Below are 25,887 nucleotides of genomic sequence, written 5' to 3'. Positions count from 1 at the left end.
ATGCTAGTTCTTACGTTTATTTAACAGCACTTCCATTTTTACCATCATCCTTCCAAAAGAGGCGATCTTATGTATTCCGATAATCAAGCTAATCATGTAACAACAGAAAAAGCATCCTCTTCCTCGCTGGCCAATCCGGCCCGCACGCAACAAAGTACATCCCTTCGCCACTTCGGTAAAATTCTGGTTTCAGCTGGTGTTGTCTCTACTTTGCTCACATCTACGCTGCCTTCGGTCTCTACTACGTACGCAGCCAATGACGAGCAGGCTTTCACAGGGAGCGCTCTGGATCGAGCAGTCTCGGCCTTCTCTTCAGGCTCCTCCCCCGAATCCTCTGTAACTTCCAATACGGCTCAGAAGCTTCACTACACTCAAGTAGAAGGGGGGCAATATTACACGGTAGCTTTAAGAAGTGACGGTTCTGTCTGGAAATGGGGACGAAACCTGTTAGGAGAGCTGGGAATCAGCGACACAGTGAGATATCGCCATACATTCAGTCCTGTCCGTATTCCGCAGTTATTCACTGTCACGGCCATCTCTACCTCCGGTGAGGGATACAGTATAGCTGTTCAAGCAGACGGAACCGTGTGGCAGTGGGGAGCTGGCAGAGGCCCCAGTCAAGTTCCTGGAATCACCGATGCTAGACGTGTTACCGCAGGAACTTTTACGAACGCAGCCCTCCTTCGGGACGGTACCGTTCAATCCTGGCAGACCCCACCTCAGAAGCTTCCTAACACGGTGAACGAGGATGCTGGGAAGAAGCCCACCCTGCACCGAATCAGCGGTTTGAAAGATGTCGTGCAAACCACGCTTTCTGGTTACGATGGATATGCGTTGAAAAAAGACGGTTCTGTCTGGACATGGAAAGAAGCGGATAAAGCGGGCAGTCCGCCTTCCAAAGCAAAGCCAGTCAAAGGCCTCACCAATATCACGTTCATCACGAGTAAAGGCGGGCAACTGATGGTGCTCGATTCGAAAGGTAGAGTTTGGAGAATGGATGTGCAAGGAAAACGGATTCCATATCACCACGAACTTAAAGTGAAAACGTTGGATGCAAGCTCCAATTATGTCCTTCTGGTGACTACAAAAGGCGAGGTATACAGCTTCGGGAAAACCGTAACGGGCAAACAAGGGAAAATAAAGCAGTTATCGGATATCAAAGGTGTGTCTGCCGGGTACTACCATAGTCTTGCACTTTCCTCCGATGGAAACGTCTGGGGATGGGGTGGTGACAAATATCAGGAGGCAGGTGCACCGGCCACATCACCGGGGGGAATGGTGTACATCCCTGTTCAAGCTAAGCTAGGTACAGATATCTATGTGAACGGCAAACTGTTGCAATCCGTATATCCTGCCGTAGAAACGAGCGAAACGCTCCAACTTCCGATCAAAACGATTGCGTTAGCACTTGGAGCAACATTTGAAGTGCATACCGCGGATGGATTCATAAGCCACTATACCTTAAAATATAACGATCGGATCATTACAATTAAACCGAATGAACTTCAATACACGGTATCTAGCTTGAATAAGCTTGAACCGCAGGAAGAACAGGTCATATCACTACGTGAACCCATTGGAAACTACTCTGGAGCTACCACAGCACCTTATGACATGTTTCAGGGGCTTGGGCTGAACGTAACCTGGGACAGTAACACCGCCAAAGTAACGATTGATGAAGTCAAGTAGAGTAGAGTACAGGCAATACCAGATGCGATGCACATACGCATATAAATCGATACTTGTAGAAAGCTTAGAATGCTGAGCATACACACGAACTGAAAAAAACCTCCTGAAATCAATGGCTGTTAAGAAGCAACATCCGAGAGTTCAGGAGGTTTTATTTATAGTCGCTAGAGGTGTTTTTTTATATGCTCTTATAATTCGTACGTATAGGAGTGCATGTGTACTTAGGTATATGTGCTCTTCCTTATTCCTTCTCGAACCGGAACCAGCCAAAATCAAACTGACTACCCGGCAGAAAAATAAAAGTTACCTTTTGCTCCCCGTATACCGGTTCTAATTCGAATGTCCGTTCCTCGTATCCTTCGGATTGAGTAAACTCCACCAGTTGGTTGCACTGTCCGTCTACCCCAGCGAAGCGGATATGAATCGTGTTTTTATCTATCGCTGAAGCGCCATAGATCACTAGTTTTGACGTACCTTCACTTGTGAAATTCATCTGTTCAAACTCCAGCGAAACGTTATTCCCGATGCCTGCCACACGGTCGTCCTCAATCGTGAACGTATCTCCGTACAGATGATCGCAAGACGCAGCTGCATTAGTTTCAAAAGCCCTGCTTTGGCGTTCAAACGAGAAGCCCTTAATATGAATCTTCTGTTTCAGCACAAAGCAGATCGACGTAATGCCGCTGAGTCGTTTGGATAGACGGTACGTCTCCTCCTGGTATACATTCCATATCGATTCCTTGTCATATATAACATCGGCAATCATCACACTGCCCTCTTCACCCGGCATACCTTCCCAGATTTGAATGAAATACGTTTCACTCGACAGCGCAAAAATGGGAATCGTGATCGTATCCGAGCCGTATGGGCCGAAGTCGATATTACGGAAGCCCACATGAGTTTCGCTGTCCCTGCTGGTAGCTACGCCACGTTCATTACCGTTGCCCACATCACCTTTGGTATAGTCGTACAGACCACCTGAGATAAATCCATATGGATCTTTGTAGGCTGTACCCAAACCTTCTGCTTTGAACTCCAGTTGGGAGATGAGTTTGGGTTTGTCTGTACCGTTGTTGCTGGTTGCACGCAGGCGGAACGCCCCGTCGCCCATAGCTGATACTCTGACCCTATGCCTTTTCTCGTCTACGTCTACACTCTGTGAACCTGGCTCGTCGCCCGTTCCAGAAGTGATCACTTCCACCTTGGCAATATTGGATACGATGCCAGCATCGTTTACAACAGACCATTGCACATCACGATAAGTGGTATCCTCCGGGTACAGTTTGGCTGTAACCATCACTTCCGGGTTAGAGGCATCAAGAATCTGTCCTGATCCACTGATGATTTCAATTTTCCGCAGAGGTATTTCCTGAGCGTTGCCCGTCAGTACCGGACGCTTTTCATTTTTCATGAATACAGGTTTCGCACCCGCTGTTATGGATTCTCGCCCCTCACTCACTACTTTAGATTCGAATGTAGCTGTTGCTCCTTCTAATCCTTCCGAAGACACCTCGATCTGGATTATTCCTGCCTCATGGGTTGAACCGATAATTGCCATCAATTTACCGCTGAACAATCTTCTGCTTAACCCTTTATACGGGTCATAGTCCGTGCTGTCCCCGTTATCCAGACCGAGCAAACGTCCCGCACCGGACACCTTCACCTGCACACGGTTATTCGCATTGTGCACCGGATGACCTGCTTCGTCTTCAACCGAAATTTCCACAAAAATAAGGTCTTTGCCATTGGCTTGCAACTCCTGACGATCTGTGAACAGGTGCACTTTCTTCGCATCGGTAAAAGAACGCTGTACATCGGTGGCAATCACCGTACCATGCTCATCATAAGCGATGGCTTTCAGCTCACCTTCCTCAAACGGTACTTTCCACCAGCCGGACAACTGGGTTCCATGGGCATGGTCGATATCATACGTGCCGATGGTTTCGCCATTGAGTTGCAATTCAATTTTGGGTGCGTTACTGCACACACGAACATCAATGATCTGACCAGGGCTGAAATCCCAGTAAGGGAATAGATGCACCATTGGACTTTTTTTATAATCCGTCCAGGCGGCTTGATAGATGTAATACGAGTCTTTCGGGAACGTAGCCGTGTCCAGCTGTCCAAAATATGAATTTTTCGTATGATACGGCGTCGGTTCGCCGATGTAATCGAATCCTGTCCACAGGAATTGCCCCAACGAAAACGGATGATCGCGCTCAGCGATGATGCAATACTCCGGCGATTTCGCTCCCCAACTGGTCGTACTGTTTCCGAGTGCCGAGCACTGCTCGTCATCATCGTCCAAAACAGGTTGTTCGTATGGGAAGTGATAAATGCCCCGACTTTGCACGACCGAAGAGGTCTCACTGCCATAGATAATCCACTCCGGGTGTTCGGCATGGTGCTGGTCATAATATTTTTCCGCATAGTTGTAGCCAGCCAGCTTCACGATATCCGCACATTTCTGAGCATTTTCCCAAGGCATGTAGTTCGAACCAATCGTCACCCGTGCGTTTCCTTTCGGATCAAATTCCTGCACATACTCCATCAGCATGCGAGTCACTTCCTGCCCACGCTCATCCGCATGGGTATCATAGATTTCGTTCCCGATACTCCACATGATCAGACTGACGTGATTCCGATCACGTCTCACCCAACTTCTTACGTCGGCATGTGCCCACTCGGTGAAAAACCTGGCATAGTCATACGGCGTCTTCGCCCGTTCCCACATATCAAATGCTTCGGACACCACCAGCATGCCCATCTCATCAGCCAGTTCCATGAACTCTTTCGCCGGCATGTTATGCGCGGTTCGAATTGCATTGACCCCCATCTTTTTCAGCAAAACAAACCTTCTTCTCAGCGCTGTCACGTTAAAAGCAGACCCTAATGCGCCGAGATCATGGTGTTCGCAGACACCATTCAATTTCATTTTGACATCGTTGAGGTAGAAGCCTTCGCTAGCATCCAGTCTGACCTGTTTGAACCCGATTCGCTGTGGAACAGACTCGATAAGCTCCTCATGTTGCTCTCCCGAGATCAGACGTAGTTCTGTTACGAGATCATATAAATGGGGTTTATCCGGGCTCCATAGGTTGGGATTAAGGACGTTAAGCTGCTGGCTGTTTGTAAACTGAATTGGATGTTCATGTGCTTCAACACCTTCATCTATAGTGCTCCCCACCATCTCCGCCTGAGAGGATGCAATGACTTCACCGTTGTACAGAATCGTATGCACCAACTGCGCACGCTGATTCTGTTCCAGACACAGCTCTGTATCTACCTCCACCTGCCAACCATCGGGTTGCTGCTCTATGGAAACATAGATGCCGTCCGTTACGATGTGATTGCGACTCCTCGTTTTCAGCCACACATTACGATAGATACCCGCCCCGGAATACCATCTGCTGTTCGGACTCTGATGCACAACTTTGACCAAAATTTCGTTAACCCCGTCCAACAACGCATTCGTAATTTCGTGCTCGAACGCAGAATATCCATACTTCCACTCCCCTACAAACTGCCCATTCACATACACCGAGGAATCCATGTATACCCCATCAAAACACAGAATCACCTGCTGCTGATCATGCTTCACATAATGAAACGTCTTACGATACCACCCGATACTGTTCTCATATAAATTTAGCGTATTATAGATCAGCCAATCATGGGGAAGCTCAACCGCCTCGAAGGAAAGCTTAGTCAGATCAATAGGTTTAGTAAGTTCAGTATCAACAGTAGGGTCAGTAGAATTGGGAAGATCGGTAAAGTTAGCAAGTTCAGTGGCATTCATATTTTCAATGGAATCTATAGCATTAATAAGGTCAATACGCCCCGTTGGCTCAGTGTGATTAGTTTGCTCAGTAAAATTCACATCTTCAGTAATTTCAGTTCCTGTATTAGGCTCCGTCAGCTTTGCAACACTTAAGTCACTTTTGGCAAATTGCCATCCCTCATTAAAAAGTCTCTTCACATTCATGTCATTTCTCACTCTCTTCTGGTTGAATAGTTATTACGTTTAAATGCCTGATTTCATTCCCATATCGAAAACCTTTTCGTTAAATGATAAAAAGATACAACTTGCTAGTTAACAATGCAATAATTATACCATTTGTCTCATCTTTGTAACGTAATTTAATCTAACTAATCAAACAAAAAAAGTGAACGTTTTCATCCCTCATCTTCATTCTTTACGTCAATCTTTTCTCGCATGCTACCTTAATCTGACCTCACGGTCTACGACGAAGCCAACATCAAAAAGAAAAAAAGAAGGCAACCCGCGCACGGGCCACCTCTCAATGGCTGATACCAGTTGAAATTCTGTTTTTATCCCCACTATATTTATGCCTCTCTGACTACATTACGGCTCTCTAATTAAGCTTCGCTAACTTCAGCCCCTCCCCTTACCACCTGTCCTTTTTTTTAACGATCACCAGAGACGCTATTTAGGTAAAATTACACCGTTTTATGTTCTAACGATCGCAGGGAACCCTATTTGGAGAAAACGAAGCGAAAAGAGCTGAAAATCCTATGTTATTTGCGAAATAAGCTTCCTGGTGATCGTTAGAATTCCGGTGGCCCCCATATCACTCCAATAAGCTCATCTGAGATCGTTAGCGTTGTTCAGGTATCGGAGGAGCACTCACTCCCACCCAATCCTATGCCTTGTAAAAAGGGTTCCACCCTTGGCCTTTGCCCGATGGCATCGCGCCTGGCACACCGTCCGCCTCAAGCAGCGGACGGACAACTAACTTCACAGGCCACGCCTCGCTCTCGAAGATCACGCGCTCCAGCGTGGCCCGATCCGTCTCGGGAAGCTGCACCTGGTGCAGCGCTTCCCGCCAGGCCTGCTCCGTGATCTCCCAGAACTTCGTTTCCGGGATGTCGTACACTTCGCTCATCGCCTCCATGATCGCAGCCAGATTCACCTGCGTCCCAAGGGACTGCACATAAAAAATCAGCTTCTGGATCGTCTCATTATAGAGACTGTTCGAATACCCCGGACGAATATGGTATCCAGGATCAGCAATCCCGTGCTTGTCCAAATACGGTTGATGCAAACGCACGGAGTCATGATCCCGGAATAATAGTCCCTTCACCTGATTATGCTCTAACACCAGGCAGCAGTTCTGACCATGAATCTCCGGTACAACCCCCACCTTGAACAAACGCATCACGATATCATAAAATGTAGTCGCAATTCGATTGTAGAACTCCAGGACATCTTCTACTCTCAAATTCCCGCCAGCAATTTCGCTCAATAGATGATGCCCATCCAGATTGACGCCAAGTGCAGCCATTGGCACAATTTGGTAGGCATCATCCAGCAGTTCTGCGGGATAGACACGAATCTGTGCCGCCAGATGCCGCGGGTGATCGTCGAACAATCCCATCGATTCGGGCATGAAGCCCCACCAGTTCTGCTCCTCACACATGTATACCTTGTCTTTCAATGTCTCGTCACAAGCCACTGCCTGTCTTAACATCTTCTCTCCCACAAGTCCATTCAGCAGCTTAACAACCGGAAGATATCGTGCAGCACCAAGCGACAGGACACTAACGGGCAACTTGAGCATGAGTGCAGACTCAGCAGTCTGAGCCATCGACCGTAGAGATGAGGTAGCAAATGCATCTCCAATCTGCACGTCAAGCACCACAACGCTGCCTTCTACGATTTCTTTCGTAAACCGCGGCAAAATGATGTGTTCCAGCTGCCAAGGATGCACGGGCATAGGCAAGTACTCGTTCATCGACAAACCTCTGCGAGAGCATTCAGCCTGGACTTCCTCTCGCTGAGCATCATAGAGCATATCCAGAATCGACAAGCCGTCCTCACATCCTTGCTGCACAGCATCCCGCTTGATCGCTACCCAGCGTAGCCGGATCACTTTCCCGAACTCAGCCGCATATGCCTTAACATCTTCGGCGCTGAATCCAATCTTTGCTTTGGAGGAAGGATGGAACGGGCGATCCCGGAGTGCTGCAATGCGCTCACTTTTCACAAACCATTCATACGCAGACTTCGGATGGTAAGCGGACAACGTCTGAACCTGATTCCAACCAAGTTCATACTGCTCTACAGCCAGGTCCAAACTTGACAGAAAATCTGCCACACCCGGTTGCTTAAATTCATCTTCGGATAATGCCCGTTGTAATACCGCACGCCCCACGGCCGCCGGAGTATCCAGCATCGCCCAGCTTCCATCCGATTGTTGCTGATAGATCGGTGATCCCTGAACCCACTGAATGCCTTGTCTTACTCCGTTTTCAACTAGACAAAGCACCCCTTCGGTATGCAAACCCAGACTGAAAGGCAGCGTAACTGCGGACGTATCCCGAATAGAATCAACCTTATTGGAGTTGTTTTTATTGAAGCTATGGTTATTGATATTGTTGCCACTGCCATTGCTCGCAATGGAGTTACCCCCACTGGAGTCGATCCCAATAAAGTTATTCTCACTGGAGCTATTCCCAGTAAAGCTATCCTTCACAGAGTTATGCTCATTGGAGTTATGCTCACTTAAGTTATACTCAATATGGTCATGCACACCAGATACTTGATGGGTTATACGTTTTTTCTGGTGTTTCTTTTCCCAGTCAGCTCCAACTCCCTGATATAACTGTCGAAGCTGTGCGGGTGCAGTAGCAAAATCAACAAAACGATGACCTTGCAGCGGAAGTAACTGCTCAGCGAGCAGACTATTCATCAGATCAGACATCACCTGCTGTTCAGCAGTTTGCTGACTGGAACGTTGCATTAACGTTGACATGTTCATCACCCTCCATCAAATAGTGGAATGCCGGATGCGGATGCCCCAGGAAATCATGGTGCGAGATCGTCCAGGCGTACGCACCGGATTTTTCGAACACAATCACATCGCCGACTCTTAAACAGTCAATCTCTGCATCGGAGTGCATCCGATCCTTGGGCGTACATAATTCACCTACAATATGGACTCGCTCTCCTCGCACCTCGGGTCTTGTAAACTCGTGCTTCCATCGATCCGTATATACAATGTGGAAAGGATGATTATGTCCCCATGACGCAGGCAGCCGATGATGATGTGTCCCTCCCCTTAAAATGGCAAACATCTGTCCGTGCGAACGTTTAATATCCGTCACCTCGGCTGCATAATAACCGTGATCTGCCACTAACAAGCGACCTGATTCAAAGAACAATTCTCCACCATGGGCAGCAAGACGCTTTCTGGCCTCACTCTGCTGCAAAAGAGTGGTAAACAAAGACCAGTCGAAGCCTGGACTGCCGTCATACGTCACACCAAAACCTCCGCCTGCATTGACCACGTCCACCTGCAAGTTATGTTGCTGTTGCCAGCGCTCTACCTTTTGCAAATATAGCTCGATCATCTCGGCATGCAGCCTTGCGTCCATATTGTTGGACAGAGAATGGAAATGGAATCCGCATAACCGCACCGCACCCGCGCCTTCCACACGAATCAGCTCAATCGCTTCCTCCACCGCCTCTTCGTCGATACCAAAAGGACTGGGACCACCGCCCATCACAATTTTGGTCTGTGGCAGCGTATTACTTCGCAAGTTAATGCGGAGCAACACACGCACCTCGGGCTGCTGTCGCTTTTTCACAATCGCAATGATACGGCGCAACTCCAGCAGGCTTTCTACATGGATATAACTCACGTTATGCTCGATCGCCAGCTTCAGCTCGCTCTCCTTCTTGCCCGGGCCGCCAAACAGGATCGGAACTTCATAGCTCAACGCCCGAACCTTGAGCAGTTCGCCAATGGAAGCCACCTCGAAACCCTTCACGAGTGGAAGCAGCGCTTCAATAATGCGTGGATCGGGATTGGCTTTGATGGCATAAAATAACTTCGTATTCCATGGCATCGTTTGCAACATGCCGCGTACCTGCTCCTGAATACCTCCCAGATCGTAAATGTACGCGCAGATCGGTTCATTCTTTTCGCGTTGGATCGCATCTAAGGCTTGTTGTACACTGGTTTTCATAACTGTCCACCTGCACTTCCGTAGTCATTCCGCTTTTGGGCGTAAGCCCGAAATGCCGTATTCCGGTCATCCCCCAGCACATAGATGTGCACACCACGCTCACGCCATACCGCCATATCTTCGATGCCTCTTGTGACTGTTGCATAAGGTACGCCTAATTGTTGCGCGTTCTCATACAATACGCCTATTGCTTCTCTTACATCCGGGTGATTGGTCTGCCAGGGCACACCAAGTGATTGTGATAAGTCCGCTGCACCTTCAAGCACAAAGCTCACCTGCGGATGAGATAAAATCTCCGAGCTCTGACGTATCCCTTTCACACTTTCAATCATCGGTACGATCATCACCTGCGAGTTGGCTTCCGTAATGTACTCCGTTAGCGGGAATTTGCCGAATACACCTGCACGTCCGCTGTTCAGACTACGCATACCCAATGGATGGTAATATGCATGATGTACAGCTTCTTTCACTTGCGCCTGCGTCTCCACATGTGGAATCACGATGCCCTGTGCCCCGCAGTCAAGCACCCTCAAAATTTCTGTGCGCTCGACCCTAGCAATCCGTACAAGTGGTGTGATGCCCACCAGTTCGGCTGCGCGAATCAAATCTTCTACCGATTCCATCGACGTTGACGTATGCTCCAGATCAATGATGACAAAATCATAATTGGCATGACCAATCATCTCGATGATAATCGGATGCGGAATCGATACAAAAAGGCCATATACCTGCTGCTCACGAGCAATCTTTTCCTGAAGTGTGTTCACTCTCATCGATCTGCTGCCTTCTGTTCAAGCATATCCTTGGCTAGCCGGAGTGGATTGTTTGTTTTGCGGAAATATAACTCTCCATCCCCATACAAACGCCTTTTCGTCATCTCTTCAATCAGGGCATCCTCTGCCAAAAGATCAAACATGTCAAACCGCTCGGCATACTCGGGATGTTGTTGCTGATAATCCATAATTACTCCGGCACACAGTTGCCAAAAAGCTTCTTCGGACAAACCATAAGGCTCCAGCGACAGCGCAATATCCGTCATGCAGATAAAAAAGAACGCATCGTACGTATAGTCGCGTACCTCCGACACATCGCCAGCATAGATGAACGAATATCGATTGAATTTGCGATGAGTTTCCGGTTCAGGATGCAACTTCGGTGCACGTTCCGGGTGTAGTAACCGATCCGGGACATAACGAACGCCATCATGTAAATCCTTAAGGATGATGCGTTTCGGCAACTCGTTTTCCAGCACCAAAATGATATTCTGTGCGTGGCATTCAAACGCAATTCCGTGCGCATACAACAGATGAATGACAGGCAATGTGAGTGTACGCACCAAGGCCTCTGCCCATGGCTGGACCCCATGACGTGCGATCGCCTCCTGGATAAAAGGAACGCCGTTTCGTTGCACCAGCATAAGCGCATTCAGTGGCCAAGCCGTCTCGCCCTCATTCAGGTGAACGGATACATTTTCCCGCCAGATCGCACCCAGGGTGCCGTAAGCGCGGCCGTACTGCGTAACAGGTAATTGTTCGTAACGGAACGAAAGCCCCATGATTTCTTTTAAAATGGCAAACTGCTCGCGCTGCAACAGCTCATCTTCACGTATCAATTGACCCAGCCAGTCACTGATCAGGGGGGCGTTTTGCGTCGTATGTTGGGCAAGAATACGTGTGCTAGATGTGTTCGTAATACTTAAAGCCAGCTTGATGTAAGGTGCTTCTGGATTTTCACGATTCGAGAGGGAACGAATGGATTGTTGCGCACGATAGGCTGAGGCTGAAGCCCCCAGATATATGATGTCTCCATCCATAAGTTGTTTGGCAAATACGGACTCCACCGCGTGCTCCCATTGCCACGGATGAATCGGAATCAAAACGTAGGCATCCATACGTAGCGGAGCCGTTTTGTCCAAAATCACCTGACCGAATTGCTGCAAATCCTCCTTGGTCAGATGCTGTTCCAGCAGTGCTGCCAGATCATACCCATCGGATGTAGCCGTTTGAGCCAATTCTTTTCTCACCGCAACCCAAACGAGGGGAACGTCGGCATTGAACTCCGGGCCATAGGCAAGATTGTCTTTCAGCGAGAATCCTAACCTAGACTTGTAGCTCGGATGATACAGATGACCATCGGTCATGTGACTTTCGAGCGCATCGTAGTGACGATCCTCTGCCGGAATGCGAAGAGGCAACAAAGCCCGGCACTGACTGTCTTTGGCCATCGTTTCTTGCAACTCCTGAACAAATGCCGTCAGTTTCGCACCCTGCAAACGATTCAGCACCATCTCTTCCAAAAATAAATCCAGATCCGTGCAGGTAACACCTTCGCGCTTGATCGATCCAACCTTCACCTTCACCCTTCCAAACGAAAACTTCTGCTCTGCGTCACACGTATACACCACGGATTCACCATTTGCAGTAACACCGCAGGTCGACCACTCACTCCCGTTCACTCGACGATCCAAAATATCTTCAAACCACATCGCTTCCAGTGCCTGGCGTATGATCCTTTCCTGAACTTCCACGTACACAGGGACTGCGTTGTCATTTGGCGTTCTACGTCTTTCATCCGCTATATTTGATTGGGGTGATTCATGTGATTCGTGTGATTTATTAGGTTCGTTTTGTTCGATTGGTTCACTAATGCTGTTCATCTTATTTGTTCCACTTGTTCCGCCTATTTCAGTTGGGTCTGTTTCTATTCTGCCTGCTACTTTACTTCCCTTTTTTTCTTCTGCCTCATTGCCGATTTCCACGGATCTCACGTGCTTCACTCCCTAAACGTTTCATGACGTTACCTACCGGCACATAAACCGGGGTCTGACTAATGCCCGTGAGACAACTCACCAGATTTTGTTTGGCCAGAAAAGCGTCTGCAGTCAGCAAATGCTCCGCATAAGCGTTACCTGTTCGTGCCCATTCTTCCTCAAGCACCTCACGTACCTGCATCCAGAAGTATTCCTCCGATACGTTCACATCCCGAGCCAATACATGAATTAACGATCCCAGATGGTTGACGATAAAATAATACGAGGTTCGCGCCCATGCCTTCTCACGTGAATAACGTAACAACTCAGACGGTTTTGAACTTAGAACCTCCCTCTGCTCATGCCGCTGCCATTCATCCACCAACTGCTCATCCACACTGACCCCTTCCAGATCACGTACGATAAAAGCAACCGGCATGCCCTGCTCCAGCGTCACCAACGTATTCTGCAAGTGGGCCTCGAAATGAATGCCCTTCTCTCCAGCCGCCCGCACAAGCGGCAACAGTGAACATTCCAAGTATCGTGACAGCCACTGCTCTACCTTGTCACGATCAACGACATCGGCATCATCCTGTCTACCACACAGCATGGTCACTAATCGGGATGGTGCTCCTGGCAATGGCGACTCCACCAGACTGGACAATACATAGGTGCTCGCAGCATCGAACTCAATCGGACGATAAGCAACGGTGAATAAACGGGTAAGTTCTTCGTCCTCGAACCTGCATGTCGCTACACCTGTCTCATATGCGATATGGATATATGGCTCCGCTTCGAAACAGCCCTGCTGCCACACATAGCTGGACGCATCCAGTGTCCGCCGCATCTGCTCGGCACTGTTGGTGCGAATCATGTTGGTAATCTGCATATTGAGCGATAGCTTGATGTTGCAGTTCCAGTCTGGAATGTACACTGTACGTACCGAAGAGGTCGGGTAAGCAAGCGGCCCTGCGCTGCCTAGCAGCAGTAACTTCTCTTCACGGATATACGACTGGACCTCGTCCAGACCGGAGATGTGCGCATACTGCCACGGATGGATCGGCAAAAGCCTGTACATGTCCAGCTTTTCTTTGGAAACAGACCAGTCTTGGCCTGTCAGAAGCTGTTGCATATCCATTTTTTCTGCATGTTGCACCCATTCCTCTGCATATACCTCCTGCCTTACGGCGATATAACAGAGCTGGAACGAGGTTCGAAGTTCTGGACTATATCGCTGCACATCCTGGGCAGTGAAACCTCTGGAGTTTTTCGGAAAAGGATGAAACGGATGACCGTACAGCAGGGATTGTTCAGAAGTAATATAGTCATATATCCCGAGATCGGACGCCTGCTCCATAAACAAGGTCAGGTTAGCCACACTGTTCTCCACTTTTTGAGTAAATTCACGAACACGTTCGGCACCCCGGCCTTGATCTCCACTAATTTCAGACGAAATCCAGCGCACCAGATCCCGGTAATGCACGGCTTGTCCATTCCAGTTCATGCTGAGATATTCATGCTCCCCCATCGCCGAGTAGTAGGATAGCAACCCCATGACGCTTACACGGCTGGTTGGAAAAGCAATCATATACGTCAGCGTATCCGGGTTAAGCTGCACATGTTCTGCTTTTTTCGACCCAAGCTCACGGATATAACAGTTCAGCAGCAACTTGCAGGAATGCTCATCGGCCTGTTGCTCCGCCTTGGACCGGAGTTTGTTTTCCATTTTGAACAATGAAGCCAACCTTCTTTCGAGTTATAAGTAAGACTAGAGGTAACGTCAGCAGAATAGCACAACCAAGACCTACGCATATTTCTTTAACGGCCCCCCATTTCGCTAGCTCAAGCTCTCTGCCATGTTCGGCGAGCCATTGCCAGCGCACATCGTAATACAGCGTCATGCCCATCACTGCAAACGATGAAGCCAGTCGTTCAATCGTTGTGGACAGCACCGATCCTTCATGCATGTCTTCCTCAGGTAACGCCTGCAGTCCAATTGCAGAAATGCTCATACCGGACAGGCCTACGCCAATGCCCCGGCACGCCATCAGCAACCCGATGATCCATACGGACGCCCCGATGGGAAGAAAGGCAAACGTGAGAATAGATACCGATACCAGCAATGTTCCCCAAGCGATAAACTGAAGTGACCGCCCGCGATCCAGCAAGTTTCCTCCGACCCACATGAACAGACTCGTGGAGATGGAGAGCGGAATGAACAAGGCACCGGAAAGCGCCGGAGACAACTGAAATACCTCCTGAAAAAGCAGGGGGAGCGCAAAAATCACGCCAAACATGACACAATCCTGAATCGTAGAGATCAGAACGGTAAGAGGAAATACACCTTTTCTCCGCAGTAACGAATAACGGATCAGCGGTTCATCACGTTCATTCTCAACCTGGATAAAACGAATAACCAGCACTACGCCAAGCACAATCAGTGTCCAGGATATCCATGGAGCTACTCCCGGGCTGGCGTACACCTGTACGCCCAGACTGAGTGCACCCACTGCGCTAACAAGCCGTATCACACTGGATGGATGCCACTTTTTCCTGCGAGCAGGTGTGTAGGCTTGAATCACTCGTCCACAGCCGATCAGTGAAAAAACAGCCAAGGGTACATTCAGCCAGAACAGCATCTCCAGCCTTCCATACTGAATGATAAATCCGCCAAGGGTCGGTCCAGCCGCAGGAGCAAGCATCAGCAGCAGTCCCCATGCACCCGTAATGCGTCCCCGAACCTCCGGGCCGTAGACATCAAACAGCAACACAAGGGATAAAGGAATCATCAGGCCAGCAGCCACACCATGCATGAACCTTACAATCAGCAGCACTTCAATGTAAGAATGGAGCAAGGCACCGAGCACAGAAAATATCCCGTAAATGCAGATGCCCAGCATGTACGTCCGCTTGCGTCCCAACCGGTCTACGATCAGGGAAGCCAGTGGCATCGTTAATGTCATGGCGAGCATATACAGGGCAATGATCCACCCGCCCGCCGTGGCGGAAATGTCATAATATTGGATAAAATACGGAAGCAAGAGGTTAAAGGCACTGTTGGTAAGCACAAGCGTGAAGGCTCCCAGCAGAATGGCAAGTAAAACCGCATGCCGCCGAAGCAACGATACACTCAGCATAAAGTTGTCGTTAATGCAATGGCGTCCGATACCGATTGCTCAAAGATCGCGAGTACTTCGCCTGCTTCCTTCTCCGTAATATTCAGGGGCGGCAAGAAACGAACAACCGCAGAATGGCGTCCGCCGACTTCCACAATGAGTCCGTTACGGAAACATTGTTGCTGAATGACAGACGCTAGCTCGCCATGCTGCAGATAATGTCCAAGACGATCCTTGCCCCCTTGCGGGTTAACCACTTCAACACCGATCATGAGCCCTCGGCCACGAACATCACCAATCTCGGCAAAACGGCTTTTCATCGCTTGTAACCTTGCCATGAACTGCTCACTACGCAGGTGCACGTTCTGCATCACATTATGCTCCCGGATATAACGGAGCGTGGCTAGACCGGCTGCCATGGCCAGCTGATTGCCACGAAATGTGCCTGTATGCGCACCGGGTTTCCACTGATCCAGCTCCTCCTTATAGATCACAACCGACATGGGAAGACTTCCACCTACGGCTTTCGAGCAAATAATGACATCAGGCACGATGCCCGCATGTTCAAACGAAAACATCCGACCCGTACGTGCAATACCCGTCTGCACTTCGTCAATAATGAGCGGAATATTTCGTTCCGCAGTGATTCGGCGTAACTCTTTCAGCCACTCAATATCTGCAGGAATCGCACCACCCTCGCCCTGTACCGTTTCTACGATCACTCCGCACGGTGCAGCTATTCCGCTCTCGCAATCATCCAGTACATTCTCGATATACTGTGCACTTAATCGGGCAGTCATGCCTTCACCAATGCCAAACGGACAACGATATTCATAGGGAAATGGCAAGAAATGCACATCCGGCAGGAGACTTTGCAGGTTTTCCTTTTTACTCAAATTACCGCTCATGGACATCGTCGCTTGGGTTGAACCGTGATATCCACCTTGGAAAGCCAGAATGGACTTCCCGCCTGTAGCATGCTTCACCAGCTTAATTGCGGCTTCGACCGCATCCGCTCCCGTTGGGCCGCAGAACTGAATTTTGGATGTATTCCGCATCTCTTCGGGCAGTAAAGAGAATATCTCTTGCATAAACGAAAGCTTAAGTGGTGTGGCCAAATCGAGTGTATGTAATGGAATCTGCTGATCCAGAACATCTCGAATAGCGCCAACGACTGATTCATGGTTATGTCCAAGCGCGAGTGTCCCCGCACCTGCCAAGCAATCGTAATACTCACGGCCTTCCGTATCCGTGATCTTGATGCCTTGAGCTTTGCTGATGACGAGCGGGAAATGCCGTGGGTACGCTCGTGCGTTGGACTCCTTTTCGTTCTGCAGCTTCAGGTATTCCGTCTGAACCTCTACTGACATAACTCTCTAACGCCCCTTATCGTCGATTCAGGCCCAGATGCCTGTTCATTCGTTATTGAATCGTGCTAACCGCTAACTCTGACTGAGATATTCCAGATATTGACGCACAACGTCTCTTGTCGTGCCGCCATGTGGATATACATGGTGAGTCAGATCTGGCAGGGCGTTGACCTCCAGAATGCCTCCCTGTTCCGTTGTAATAGGTACTCGGATGTCCTTGCAACGGACATCTATACCTGCAACGTCAATCTGGAGCGCTTGGGCTGCCTGTATCATCATACGGGCATTATCAGGGTGAATATCATCCGTGCAATCCCTGTAAAATTCACTGATCTTCCCGGCCGCCGAATTACGGAGATCATACAGCTTAATCTCCTGATCCACGGGGGCCACATCATTCAAAGCAAAACCTTGCTTACGCAGCGTATCCAGCAAATGTGCATTTTCGGGATCAATCGCGGGGAAAGCTTCGTACGCACCGATCTCTGTGTCCTGGATGCGGTTCCGGTTCAGCATTTCAATCAGTCCACGGACAGATGAACTGCCGTTGCCCGTCACATACACAGGACGGTATTGGTTAACCGCCGCTACCTGTTCGTTGATAATTAACACCCGGTAGTCGGTTCCAATGACATATTGTTGTAGCAGGATGCTACTGCCGTATTGGGTTGCGAGCTGAATTGCCGCTTCCAACTCAGCAACGGTGCGTACATCCAGCGTAACCCCCTGACTGCTGCTCGAATCCAGCGGTTTGACTACGATGGAACTGTATTGATGAAGGAAAACTTCGGCCTCTTCTCCCATACCTGCTACAACGATATGAGGGGGAACGGGCATCCCCTGTTCATGCAGGATCAGATTACATGCCTGTTTATTCTTGGCAAGCAACCCTGCGATCAGCGGTAGCCGGTGAGTTCTCGTTTTGTTAATGATGATCTGTTTGTGCTCCAGGGACAGTTTTAGAAAATCCTCACAACCATCCACCAGCAACTCGCACCCGATCCCCATCTCTCTTGCTTTGTTCAGAATCAGCCGATTCTGTAGATTCTCAAAACCTTCTGGAAATACGGAACATTTGGAACGAAGTAAATTCATATCCGACCTTCCTATCGGTTGATTTTATTGATAATGATTATCAGTATCACACAAAATCTATTTTATGGTAATTATTCACCCGTTGTCAATATGAAACTTTTAAGGAAAAAATATCTTTATTTAAGAAGGGTATTGGCATTGTAATCGTGGAGTATTGGCATACTTAGGCATAACAAACAAGGCAAGCTATGGAGTTTCCAAATCCTCTGCTTGCCTGTTTCGTTATCCCCATGACAATATATTATGGTACTGAGGAATAATTTTGGGGATGGATGGCCGTAAGAACATGACGTATACGCCTGTGTCCATGATGTTATAAGAATCGTAGCATTTGCCAAAAAGGCATAGCAAACGTACCGATTCAGCATTACGTGTATCTTTGACCAACAGGTGCCTCTAAGCTCTTGTTTATCAAGCCATCTGTGTATAACGTTGCTGCGTTTCATGCAGCTTCCTGCCTCTTCCGTGCGGGATACAGGTGGGTGTACCGAATAACGGATCTACAGCAATGTCACACTCCATCTGAAAAACGTTACGCACGAGATCACGAGTAATAATATCCTCCGGTTTGCCCTCTGCGTAGATGGACTTGTTGTGCACCGCAACGATATGATGTGCGTATCGACAAGCCAGATTCAGGTCGTGGAGCACCATCACGATGGTACGCCCCTCCCGTTCATTTAATTCAAACAGTAGATCCAGAATATCAATCTGATGTGTCATATCCAGATACGTTGTAGGCTCGTCCAGCAGCAATGTTTCTGTACCTTGTGCCAAGGTCATCGCGATCCATGCACGTTGACGCTGACCACCGGATAACGCATCAACAGGACGATCTGCAAGTTCTGTCAGATGTGTGGACGCAAGAGCCAGTTCAACCATGCGCTCATCCTCACGCGACCATTGTTTAAGCCATGTCTGATGAGGATAGCGTCCTTGGCGAACCAGCTGATTCACGGTCAGACCTTCCGGTGCCGTCGGTCCTTGAGGCAGAATAGACATGCGTCTTGAGATTTCTTTGGTGGGTAGCTTTGCAATCTCTTCACCATCCAGCAACACGGTGCCTGAACTGGACTTCAACAGTCTAGCCATCGTGCGTAGCAACGTCGATTTTCCGCAACCATTACTGCCGATCAGGACGGTAATCTCTCCCTTCGGGATGGTCAGGTTCAGGTTTTCTATAATCGGATCTGCTCCATAGGAGATGGTAAGCTCCTTGGCTTCCAGAATACTCACGGCTCTCTCCCCCTCAATAATGGTTTCGATTCTTAAATAATAGATACAGGAAAAACGGTGCTCCAATACCTGCGGTAAATACGCCTGCAGGGATATCCAGCGGCAGAAACGCCGTTCGGGCAATGAGATCGGCTATACATACCAATAAAGCACCTACAAAGCCGGATACCAGTAGCAAGCTGCCAAACATCCGCCCTACCAGTTTTCGTGCGATATGCGGGGCAATTAAACCCACAAAACCGATCGTACCCGCGACAGACACAGCAATCCCGGCGAGAAGCACACTGCACAATAACAAGGCAGATCGATGCCACTGCACCGTCACGCCAAGCCCTGTGGCAAGGTCATCTCCGAACTCCTGTGCATTCAAACTGCGACCAAACCATATGGCGAGGGGCAGAACGATGACAATCACAGGTAATATCGTCTGAATATCTGTCCATGTGGCTCCATAGATGCTGCCAGTTAGCCAGATATAAGCCTGACTTGCTGTATAAAAAGGGCTTAGAATCAACATAAAGGTCGTGCCAGCGCCCGTTATAGCCGATACGCCTATACCGATCAGCACCAGCCGGATCGGACTGACTCCTTTTTTCCAGGCAAGGATATAAATGATGAATGCTGTTACCATTGCACCCATGACCGCAAAGAGTGGCAGTAGCTTAATGCTTACGGTCCCACCCAGTAATGTTACAAAGCCTACGGCTGCTACCGCAGCACCGCCAGTTATGCCAATGACATCAGGTGAGGCAAGTGGATTACGGATAATTCCCTGGAGCAGTGCACCCGACATCCCCAGTGCGGCCCCGACAAGCAGAGATAACAATACCCGTGGAAGCCGAAGTGTCAGCACGACGAAATCATGCTCTCCTGCATTCAGTCCAAAGATGGTGCGAAGGACGTCCAGTGGAGATATAAAGTCACTGCCTAAGCTTGTTCCGACTACCCCTGCTACCAGAAACAGAATGAGGCATACAATGATGACAACCATCGACTTACGTTCCACTTGCATGGAGACTGTGTCCTTTTTATTCCGATACGTCAGCATCTTCCTCATATTTTCGTCACCCCCTTACGGGCGATATAGATGAAGAAGGGTCCGCCGATCAATGCGGTCATTACACCCAGCGGAACTTCCTGCGGCATAATGACAAGCCTTGCTACGACGTCAGCTGACATTAACAATATCACTCCACCCAAGAAGCAATACGGGACAAGCCAGCGGTAGTCATTGCCAACAAAAGCACGCATGATATGTGGTACGACGAGACCCACCAAACCTATGGAACCGGCAACTGCTACAGAACCTCCCGCGAGTACTACCGTAACGATTCCCATCATTACTTTCACCAGAAGTACGTTTTGTCCCATGCCTTTTGCAATGTCATCCCCTGTTAACAATAGATTGATAGCTCGGCCCATAAATAACGACATCAGTGCGGCTGCGGCCATATAAGGTAGAACCGGATAAAGCATATCCAGCGTTCGTCCACTTACCGAACCGGCAAGCCAGAACAGTACATCCTGCAGTCCCGTGCCGTCCAGCACAAGAATCGCTTGCGTAAAAGAGGCGAACAAGGCTGAGATAGCCGTGCCCGCTAATACAATTTTGATTGGAGTCAGGCCATCACGCCCAAGTGACCCCAAACCATATACAATAGCTGCCGATATGGCTGCCCCGGCAAATCCAAACCACATCATCGTCGTTAAAGAAGACACGGACAATACGACAACAGCAATAACAATAAAGAAAATCGCACCTGCGTTGATCCCGAACACACTCGGGGATGCGAGAGGATTACGCGTCAGCGCCTGCATCAGTCCGCCTGCAACAGCCAGACTTGCCCCTACAACGGCCGCGATAATCGTTCGTGGCAATCGCTCTGTCAGTAGCACCACATGCTCCACTGACGTTTCATCATAGGACTGAACCGCATCCCACAACATATGAAACGTAATCGGCGTTCGTCCCAGAATCATGCTGGCGGTTGCAGCGAGTAACATAAGAATGAACAATCCCAACAATCCGTATATTTTGGCACTCGCCTTGGTAAAAAGAGGAAACATACTCTCACTCTCTCATCTATGAAGTGAAACAAGACCTGCCTGCCCATACACTTTGCTCACGAAAGTTCTGGTGCATGGCAGATCCTGATCCGGTTATTATTTATTCAGGTTGAACAGCTTGTATAGATCGTCCAGCATCATGTTGGCTGATGTATATCCGCCTGCCATGTTCCAGGCCACCTCATCGACCTGGTAGAGCTGATTGTTTTTCACAGCGTCAAGGTTTTTCCAGAGCGGACTGCTTGTCCAATCTTTATAATTCTTCTCGATCGCAGCCGTATCCGTACCTGAATTGAAATTAAAAATCATGTCTGCATTCATATCCGGAATAGCCTCCTTGGATGTCAGTTCAACACCCCATTTATCTGCATCGTGGCCCGCTGGTCTTGTAAATCCAAGTTCCTTCAGGATCTTACCTGCATATCCCATGTAGAAAATGCGAACCTGATCCGCTCTGAAGTTGGTAATGGTTGCCTCAATCGGCAGACGGTCACCCATTTTCTCTTTGAAATCCGCTACACGCGTCTCCCAATCGGCAATCAGTTTATTCGATTCCTCGGTTTTGTTCATGGCTTCCCCGACCATCTTCAATGTTTCTTTCCAATCGAACAGCGTTTCGGTCACGACCGTTGGTGCGATCTGGGACAACTGATCATAGATCTCTTCATCTCTGATTTTGGTAGCAATAATGAGGTCAGGCTTCAACTTGTTGATTTCTTCCAGATTCGGCTGGGATTCCTGACCTACTTGCGGTACACCATCCAAGTCTTTACGCAGATATTCATAAACAGGCTGCTGAACCCATGATTCCACGACACCTGCCGGCTTCACGCCAAGTGCTACCACAACATCATTCGCACCTTGGAACAGTGTCACGATCCGTTGCGGAGTTCCCGTGATTTTGGTTTCCCCCATGGCATGTTTGATCACCCGAGTCTCGCCTGTAGCTTTGACCGCTTGATCTCCCTCTGTGCTACTCTCAGCACTTTTACCACTTGTTGCCGAGCTTGCTGTATTGGTTGTACCCGCACTTCCCCCTGAAGCACAGCCAGCCAGAAGCGAAATCATAAGAATAAGTGATGCATAAATATATAACTTTTTGCTGAATCGAAACATGGAATCCGTCTCCCCTTTTCACTCTAAATGATATTGAATCTCATTATCAATTGTATTGTAATAGAGTTGGGTGATTTAGACAAGCACATATTCGGAAAAATATTTACGACTAGTAGCCAGCTTCTTTTTTCTATAAACGCTGCTGTAAAAGCATATTTGAGGTGAATGCATATAATATTAATCGATATTATCAAACGTTGGTGTAACCACTTATGTCAATTGTCGCCTACTTCTTCTGGGCTAAATGCAACTTGAACTATCCTTCTATTTCATGATGTGACGATATCCAAGAGTATTAATATTTATACATTATATTCTTATATTTATGAATAATCCGACCATACTTTGTACTTTTCGTACTAGAGTAGGTTCATTTAACTCATCACTTATTCCTAAATTATTCCTGTAAATGAAGCTCTTCTTATGTTAGATTATCCCTTGGAATAAAATCACATATAGAGACAGGGGACGGACATTATGAAAAAACATTGGATTCTTTCGATTCTGATGAGTATGGTATTGATCGGCGGCATAGTTCTTCCAACAGGGCATTACGCTGCTGCAGACAATTCCACTGTGATTTCGGACGAGGTAAATACGGAAGAGACAATCAACCAGGAAGAACAGGAACTTACGGCAGATGATCAAGATTTTCTGGATTATTTGGATGCCTTGGAGGCAGCAGCTGTTTATGAAACAAAAGCTATGAGCGCCATAGGCGGGAACACATACATCACCTCCTCCAATCGGAAATCTTTCTTTTTGACGTTAAACAACACAGCTATCCCGAATTACACGAAATATGTTTCCATGCTGAAGCAGATCAAACCGGAGAATGCCCAGTTGAAAAAAATCCATGACAAATTGATTAAAGGCAGCTACGCACAGCTGGAAGGTTATCAATTGTTCAAAAAGGCTGTTTCCAAAACAACAGTAAACCGCACGTTCCTCAAGCAGGGCAATGACAAGATTGCTACTGGCAAAAAGAGCATCGAGCAGTACCTCAAAGAAGTTAAGACATACGGAGAACAACTGGGATTCGAGATGTAGCACACTCGGCTCCATAATTAATTGATAATTAAGGAAAAAAAGTGTTTTCTTTTGCAATAAAAATTCGTATAATAACCGTATAATCAAAAGGCTATGCTGCCGAAAGGTACAACCTCGTGAACATGAGAGGTTGTGCCTTTTTTGCGTTTTCTACGCGTTTTCCACGGCATTCTCTAGCCCCTAATTTGCATTTAACCATGTGCCAAGGAGTGATATCTATGATTTTAGAAGCCATTTATCATCGCCCCAAACTGAACTGGTCTTATGCGTATAATCGAACAACCATGCATCTTCGCTTGCGGTCCAAACGAGGAGATTTGGATGCCGTCATTGCCATTACCGGGGACAAATATGCCTGGGATCGGACGATCACACATATTCCTATGCGAATTTTCGCACGGGATGAAATGTTTGACTACTGGGAAGCCGAGACATCTCCGCCTTACCGCAGACTTCGTTATGCCTTTCAGCTAATCCAAGGGGAAGATTCCGTGTGGATGACAGAGCGAGGATTTGAGCAGGTACTGCCGGATCATCCGCTGGAAATGTTTGATTTTCCGTTCATGAATCCGGTTGATATTTTTGAACCGCCTGCATGGGTTAAAGATGCTGTATTTTATCAAATTTTTCCCGAACGTTTTGCGAATGGTGACCCATCTCTAACGCCAGCAAATGCTGAGTCTTGGGGCGGTACGCCTACGCCTACCAATTTCTTTGGCGGAGACCTGCAAGGTGTGATGGACCATCTGGACCATCTTCGTAAACTCGGGATCACAGCCATCTATTTCTGTCCATTGTTCGAGGCCACGACCAACCATAAATACAACACCGCCGATTATCTGAAGGTTGATCCTCAGTTTGGTACGAATGAACAATTGAGAATGCTAGTGGACGCATGCCATGCTCGCGGTATACGAGTCGTTCTGGATGCTGTATTTAACCATTCGGGAAGAGAGTTTCCTCCTTTTGTCGACGTAATGAAAAATGGGGCTGATTCTCCTTATGCAGACTGGTTCTACATCAAGGATTGGCCGCCACGGGTTGAGGATGGCATTCCAACCTACGAAACCTTTGCCTTCGAACCGCTTATGCCGAAGCTCAACACGGAGCACCCGGATGTCAAAGCTTATCTACTTGAGGTTGCACGCTACTGGATCGAAGAGATGGATATTGACGGTTGGCGACTGGATGTAGCCAACGAGGTGGATCACCAGTTCTGGCGTGAATTCCGTCAGACGGTCAAAGCGATCAAGCCAGATGCTTATCTGCTCGGTGAAATCTGGCATGATTCATTAATGTGGTTGCAAGGCGACCAGTTCGATGCCGTCATGAATTACCCTTTTACCAACTCCGTACTGGATTATGCCGTGCATGGCAAGCTGGATGGACTCGAATTCGCCAACGAGATTGGCAAACTGCTTGCTGCGTACTCCCAACCCGTTACCGAAGCCGCGTTTAACCTGCTGGGCAGCCACGATACGCCGCGGTTACTGACGTTATGTGATGGAGATATACGCAGGATGAAATTGGCTGTAACGTTGCTTTTCTCTTATCCGGGTGCGCCTTGCGTCTATTATGGGGATGAAGTTGGACTGGACGGTGGATATGATCCCGGTTGCCGCAAATGTATGGAGTGGGACGTGAGCAAACAGAACCGGGAGTTGCTTGAGTTTTTCATCCATACGATTGAGGTACGAAAGAAACATCCCGCTTTGCGAAGCGCAGGGTTAAAGATTGTTTATGCCAAAACGGGCGATCCGTGCTTTGCTATGGAGCGTATGGATTCGGAAACGGGAGAACGCATGCTGCTGGTGATCAATGCCAGTGACGAGCCTTGTACACTGGAGCTTGGTTGGGCAGATCATAATGTATGGCGCGACTTGTACACTGCGGCTTCGGTTGAGGCAAGACAGAACAAGTTAACCTTGGATCTCGAAGCATACGGCTTCTCTTTGTTGCAATGTGAGGTGAAACAGCCAGCAGAAGCATGATTTTGGTAAAGGGCTTTTCAGATATCTGCCATTAATCTCACTGTGTTTCTGTGCACTTAACTGCTGGCAACATGCTGTGAGTCATCCCATGCTTCCCTTTCCTTTACTTGATAATGTAGGCATGGATATTGAAGGGCTACATGTGAAAAGGAAGATTCCGAAGGGCTGAACGTGAATAACGTCCGGCCCTTCTTGGTATAAAAAAGCACACTATTACGTCTAGCAGCGCCATATGCTCTTTTTCTGTATTTCTGTATTTCTGCTTGTCTGTTTTCCTGCTTTCCTCCCTCCCTTATGTTGTTTCCTGACTCTAACGATCACAGATGACCTTATTTGCCCAATTTCAGCGCTTTTGGAATTCTAACGATCACGATGGACCTTATTTCATTAAAAAACCTCCATAATTGCACTTTTCA

General features: G+C 48.2%; 16 protein-coding genes. 3 read left to right on the top strand and 13 right to left on the bottom strand.

Annotated features, from left to right (window positions below):
- Positions 1-69: 69 nt before the first annotated feature.
- Positions 70-1,689 carry a stalk domain-containing protein gene (locus Q9R46_RS00285; protein ID WP_311278503.1) on the top strand — a complete coding sequence of 540 codons (1,620 nt, stop codon included), beginning with the start codon at positions 70-72 and terminating at the stop codon, positions 1,687-1,689.
- Between the two features lie 241 nt (positions 1,690-1,930).
- On the opposite strand, the gene Q9R46_RS00280 is transcribed toward Q9R46_RS00285, so the two are convergent.
- From Q9R46_RS00280 to Q9R46_RS00220, 13 genes are all read right to left on the bottom strand, one after another.
- Positions 1,931-5,674, bottom strand: coding sequence for a glycoside hydrolase family 2 TIM barrel-domain containing protein (locus Q9R46_RS00280; protein WP_311278502.1), 3,744 nt, complete (start codon positions 5,672-5,674; stop codon positions 1,931-1,933).
- Positions 5,675-6,353: 679 nt separating this feature from the next.
- Positions 6,354-8,465 (bottom strand): IucA/IucC family protein, encoded by a 2,112-nt coding sequence (locus Q9R46_RS00275; RefSeq protein ID WP_311278501.1) that lies wholly within the window; start codon positions 8,463-8,465, stop codon positions 6,354-6,356.
- A complete protein-coding gene (locus Q9R46_RS00270; protein ID WP_311278500.1) occupies positions 8,425-9,681 on the bottom strand; it encodes a type III PLP-dependent enzyme in 1,257 nt (418 codons plus the stop codon). The genes Q9R46_RS00275 and Q9R46_RS00270 overlap by 41 nt, the downstream gene beginning before the upstream one ends.
- Positions 9,678-10,454: an HpcH/HpaI aldolase family protein gene (locus tag Q9R46_RS00265; RefSeq protein WP_311278499.1), complete on the bottom strand. Its 777-nt coding sequence runs from the start codon at positions 10,452-10,454 to the stop codon at positions 9,678-9,680. The genes Q9R46_RS00270 and Q9R46_RS00265 overlap by 4 nt, the downstream gene beginning before the upstream one ends.
- Entirely contained in the window at positions 10,451-12,448 is a 1,998-nt protein-coding gene (locus tag Q9R46_RS00260) for an IucA/IucC family protein (protein WP_311278498.1), read from the bottom strand. The genes Q9R46_RS00265 and Q9R46_RS00260 overlap by 4 nt, the downstream gene beginning before the upstream one ends.
- Complete coding sequence (locus Q9R46_RS00255) at positions 12,423-14,156, bottom strand: IucA/IucC family protein (RefSeq protein ID WP_311280909.1); 1,734 nt, start codon at positions 14,154-14,156, stop codon at positions 12,423-12,425. The genes Q9R46_RS00260 and Q9R46_RS00255 overlap by 26 nt, the downstream gene beginning before the upstream one ends.
- Positions 14,113-15,567, bottom strand: a complete 1,455-nt coding sequence (locus Q9R46_RS00250) for an MFS transporter (RefSeq protein ID WP_311278497.1) — start codon at positions 15,565-15,567, stop codon at positions 14,113-14,115. Before Q9R46_RS00250 ends, Q9R46_RS00255 begins: the two co-directional genes overlap by 44 nt.
- Positions 15,561-16,916 carry a diaminobutyrate--2-oxoglutarate transaminase gene (locus tag Q9R46_RS00245; protein WP_311278496.1) on the bottom strand — a complete coding sequence of 452 codons (1,356 nt, stop codon included), beginning with the start codon at positions 16,914-16,916 and terminating at the stop codon, positions 15,561-15,563. The genes Q9R46_RS00250 and Q9R46_RS00245 overlap by 7 nt, the downstream gene beginning before the upstream one ends.
- Before the next feature lie 72 nt (positions 16,917-16,988).
- Positions 16,989-18,011, bottom strand: coding sequence for an ATP-grasp domain-containing protein (locus Q9R46_RS00240; protein ID WP_311278495.1), 1,023 nt, complete (start codon positions 18,009-18,011; stop codon positions 16,989-16,991).
- A 411-nt stretch (positions 18,012-18,422) separates the two neighbouring features.
- Positions 18,423-19,247: an ABC transporter ATP-binding protein gene (locus tag Q9R46_RS00235; RefSeq protein WP_090917513.1), complete on the bottom strand. Its 825-nt coding sequence runs from the start codon at positions 19,245-19,247 to the stop codon at positions 18,423-18,425.
- 13 nt (positions 19,248-19,260) lie between these two features.
- Positions 19,261-20,304 (bottom strand): FecCD family ABC transporter permease, encoded by a 1,044-nt coding sequence (locus tag Q9R46_RS00230; protein ID WP_311278494.1) that lies wholly within the window; start codon positions 20,302-20,304, stop codon positions 19,261-19,263.
- Complete coding sequence (locus tag Q9R46_RS00225; protein ID WP_311278493.1) at positions 20,301-21,314, bottom strand: FecCD family ABC transporter permease; 1,014 nt, start codon at positions 21,312-21,314, stop codon at positions 20,301-20,303. The genes Q9R46_RS00230 and Q9R46_RS00225 overlap by 4 nt, the downstream gene beginning before the upstream one ends.
- 96 nt (positions 21,315-21,410) lie before the next feature.
- The gene (locus Q9R46_RS00220; protein ID WP_311278492.1) at positions 21,411-22,430 is read right to left on the bottom strand and encodes an ABC transporter substrate-binding protein; all 1,020 of its coding nucleotides are present in this window, start codon (positions 22,428-22,430) and stop codon (positions 21,411-21,413) included.
- Between the two features lie 477 nt (positions 22,431-22,907).
- On the opposite strand from Q9R46_RS00220, the gene Q9R46_RS00215 reads away from it, so the two are divergent.
- A complete protein-coding gene (locus Q9R46_RS00215; RefSeq protein WP_311278491.1) occupies positions 22,908-23,480 on the top strand; it encodes a hypothetical protein in 573 nt (190 codons plus the stop codon).
- Positions 23,481-23,698: 218 nt separating this feature from the next.
- The gene (locus tag Q9R46_RS00210) at positions 23,699-25,471 is read left to right on the top strand and encodes an alpha-glycosidase (protein WP_311278490.1); all 1,773 of its coding nucleotides are present in this window, start codon (positions 23,699-23,701) and stop codon (positions 25,469-25,471) included.
- Positions 25,472-25,887 lie beyond the last annotated feature (416 nt).

The organism is Paenibacillus sp. RRE4 (assembly GCF_031844205.1).
GTDB lineage: Bacteria > Bacillota > Bacilli > Paenibacillales > Paenibacillaceae > Paenibacillus > Paenibacillus xylanexedens_B.
The sequence above is the reverse complement of the archived record's forward strand: the minus strand, read 5'-3'. Positions and strand labels throughout refer to the sequence as shown.

What these genes read in the sequence shown, in the direction of transcription:
- Q9R46_RS00270 (WP_311278500.1), bottom strand. Translation starts at nt 9,681, where the DNA reads ATGAAAACCAGTGTACAACAAGCCTTAGATGCGATCCAACGCGAAAAG.
- Q9R46_RS00280 (WP_311278502.1), bottom strand. Translation starts at nt 5,674, where the DNA reads ATGAATGTGAAGAGACTTTTTAATGAGGGATGGCAATTTGCCAAAAGT.
- Q9R46_RS00215 (WP_311278491.1), top strand. Translation starts at nt 22,908, where the DNA reads ATGAAAAAACATTGGATTCTTTCGATTCTGATGAGTATGGTATTGATC.
- Q9R46_RS00220 (WP_311278492.1), bottom strand. Translation starts at nt 22,430, where the DNA reads ATGTTTCGATTCAGCAAAAAGTTATATATTTATGCATCACTTATTCTT.
- Q9R46_RS00285 (WP_311278503.1), top strand. Translation starts at nt 70, where the DNA reads ATGTATTCCGATAATCAAGCTAATCATGTAACAACAGAAAAAGCATCC.
- Q9R46_RS00250 (WP_311278497.1), bottom strand. Translation starts at nt 15,567, where the DNA reads ATGCTGAGTGTATCGTTGCTTCGGCGGCATGCGGTTTTACTTGCCATT.
- Q9R46_RS00230 (WP_311278494.1), bottom strand. Translation starts at nt 20,304, where the DNA reads ATGAGGAAGATGCTGACGTATCGGAATAAAAAGGACACAGTCTCCATG.
- Q9R46_RS00245 (WP_311278496.1), bottom strand. Translation starts at nt 16,916, where the DNA reads ATGTCAGTAGAGGTTCAGACGGAATACCTGAAGCTGCAGAACGAAAAG.
- Q9R46_RS00210 (WP_311278490.1), top strand. Translation starts at nt 23,699, where the DNA reads ATGATTTTAGAAGCCATTTATCATCGCCCCAAACTGAACTGGTCTTAT.
- Q9R46_RS00255 (WP_311280909.1), bottom strand. Translation starts at nt 14,156, where the DNA reads ATGGAAAACAAACTCCGGTCCAAGGCGGAGCAACAGGCCGATGAGCAT.
- Q9R46_RS00275 (WP_311278501.1), bottom strand. Translation starts at nt 8,465, where the DNA reads ATGTCAACGTTAATGCAACGTTCCAGTCAGCAAACTGCTGAACAGCAG.
- Q9R46_RS00265 (WP_311278499.1), bottom strand. Translation starts at nt 10,454, where the DNA reads ATGAGAGTGAACACACTTCAGGAAAAGATTGCTCGTGAGCAGCAGGTA.
- Q9R46_RS00240 (WP_311278495.1), bottom strand. Translation starts at nt 18,011, where the DNA reads ATGAATTTACTTCGTTCCAAATGTTCCGTATTTCCAGAAGGTTTTGAG.
- Q9R46_RS00225 (WP_311278493.1), bottom strand. Translation starts at nt 21,314, where the DNA reads ATGTTTCCTCTTTTTACCAAGGCGAGTGCCAAAATATACGGATTGTTG.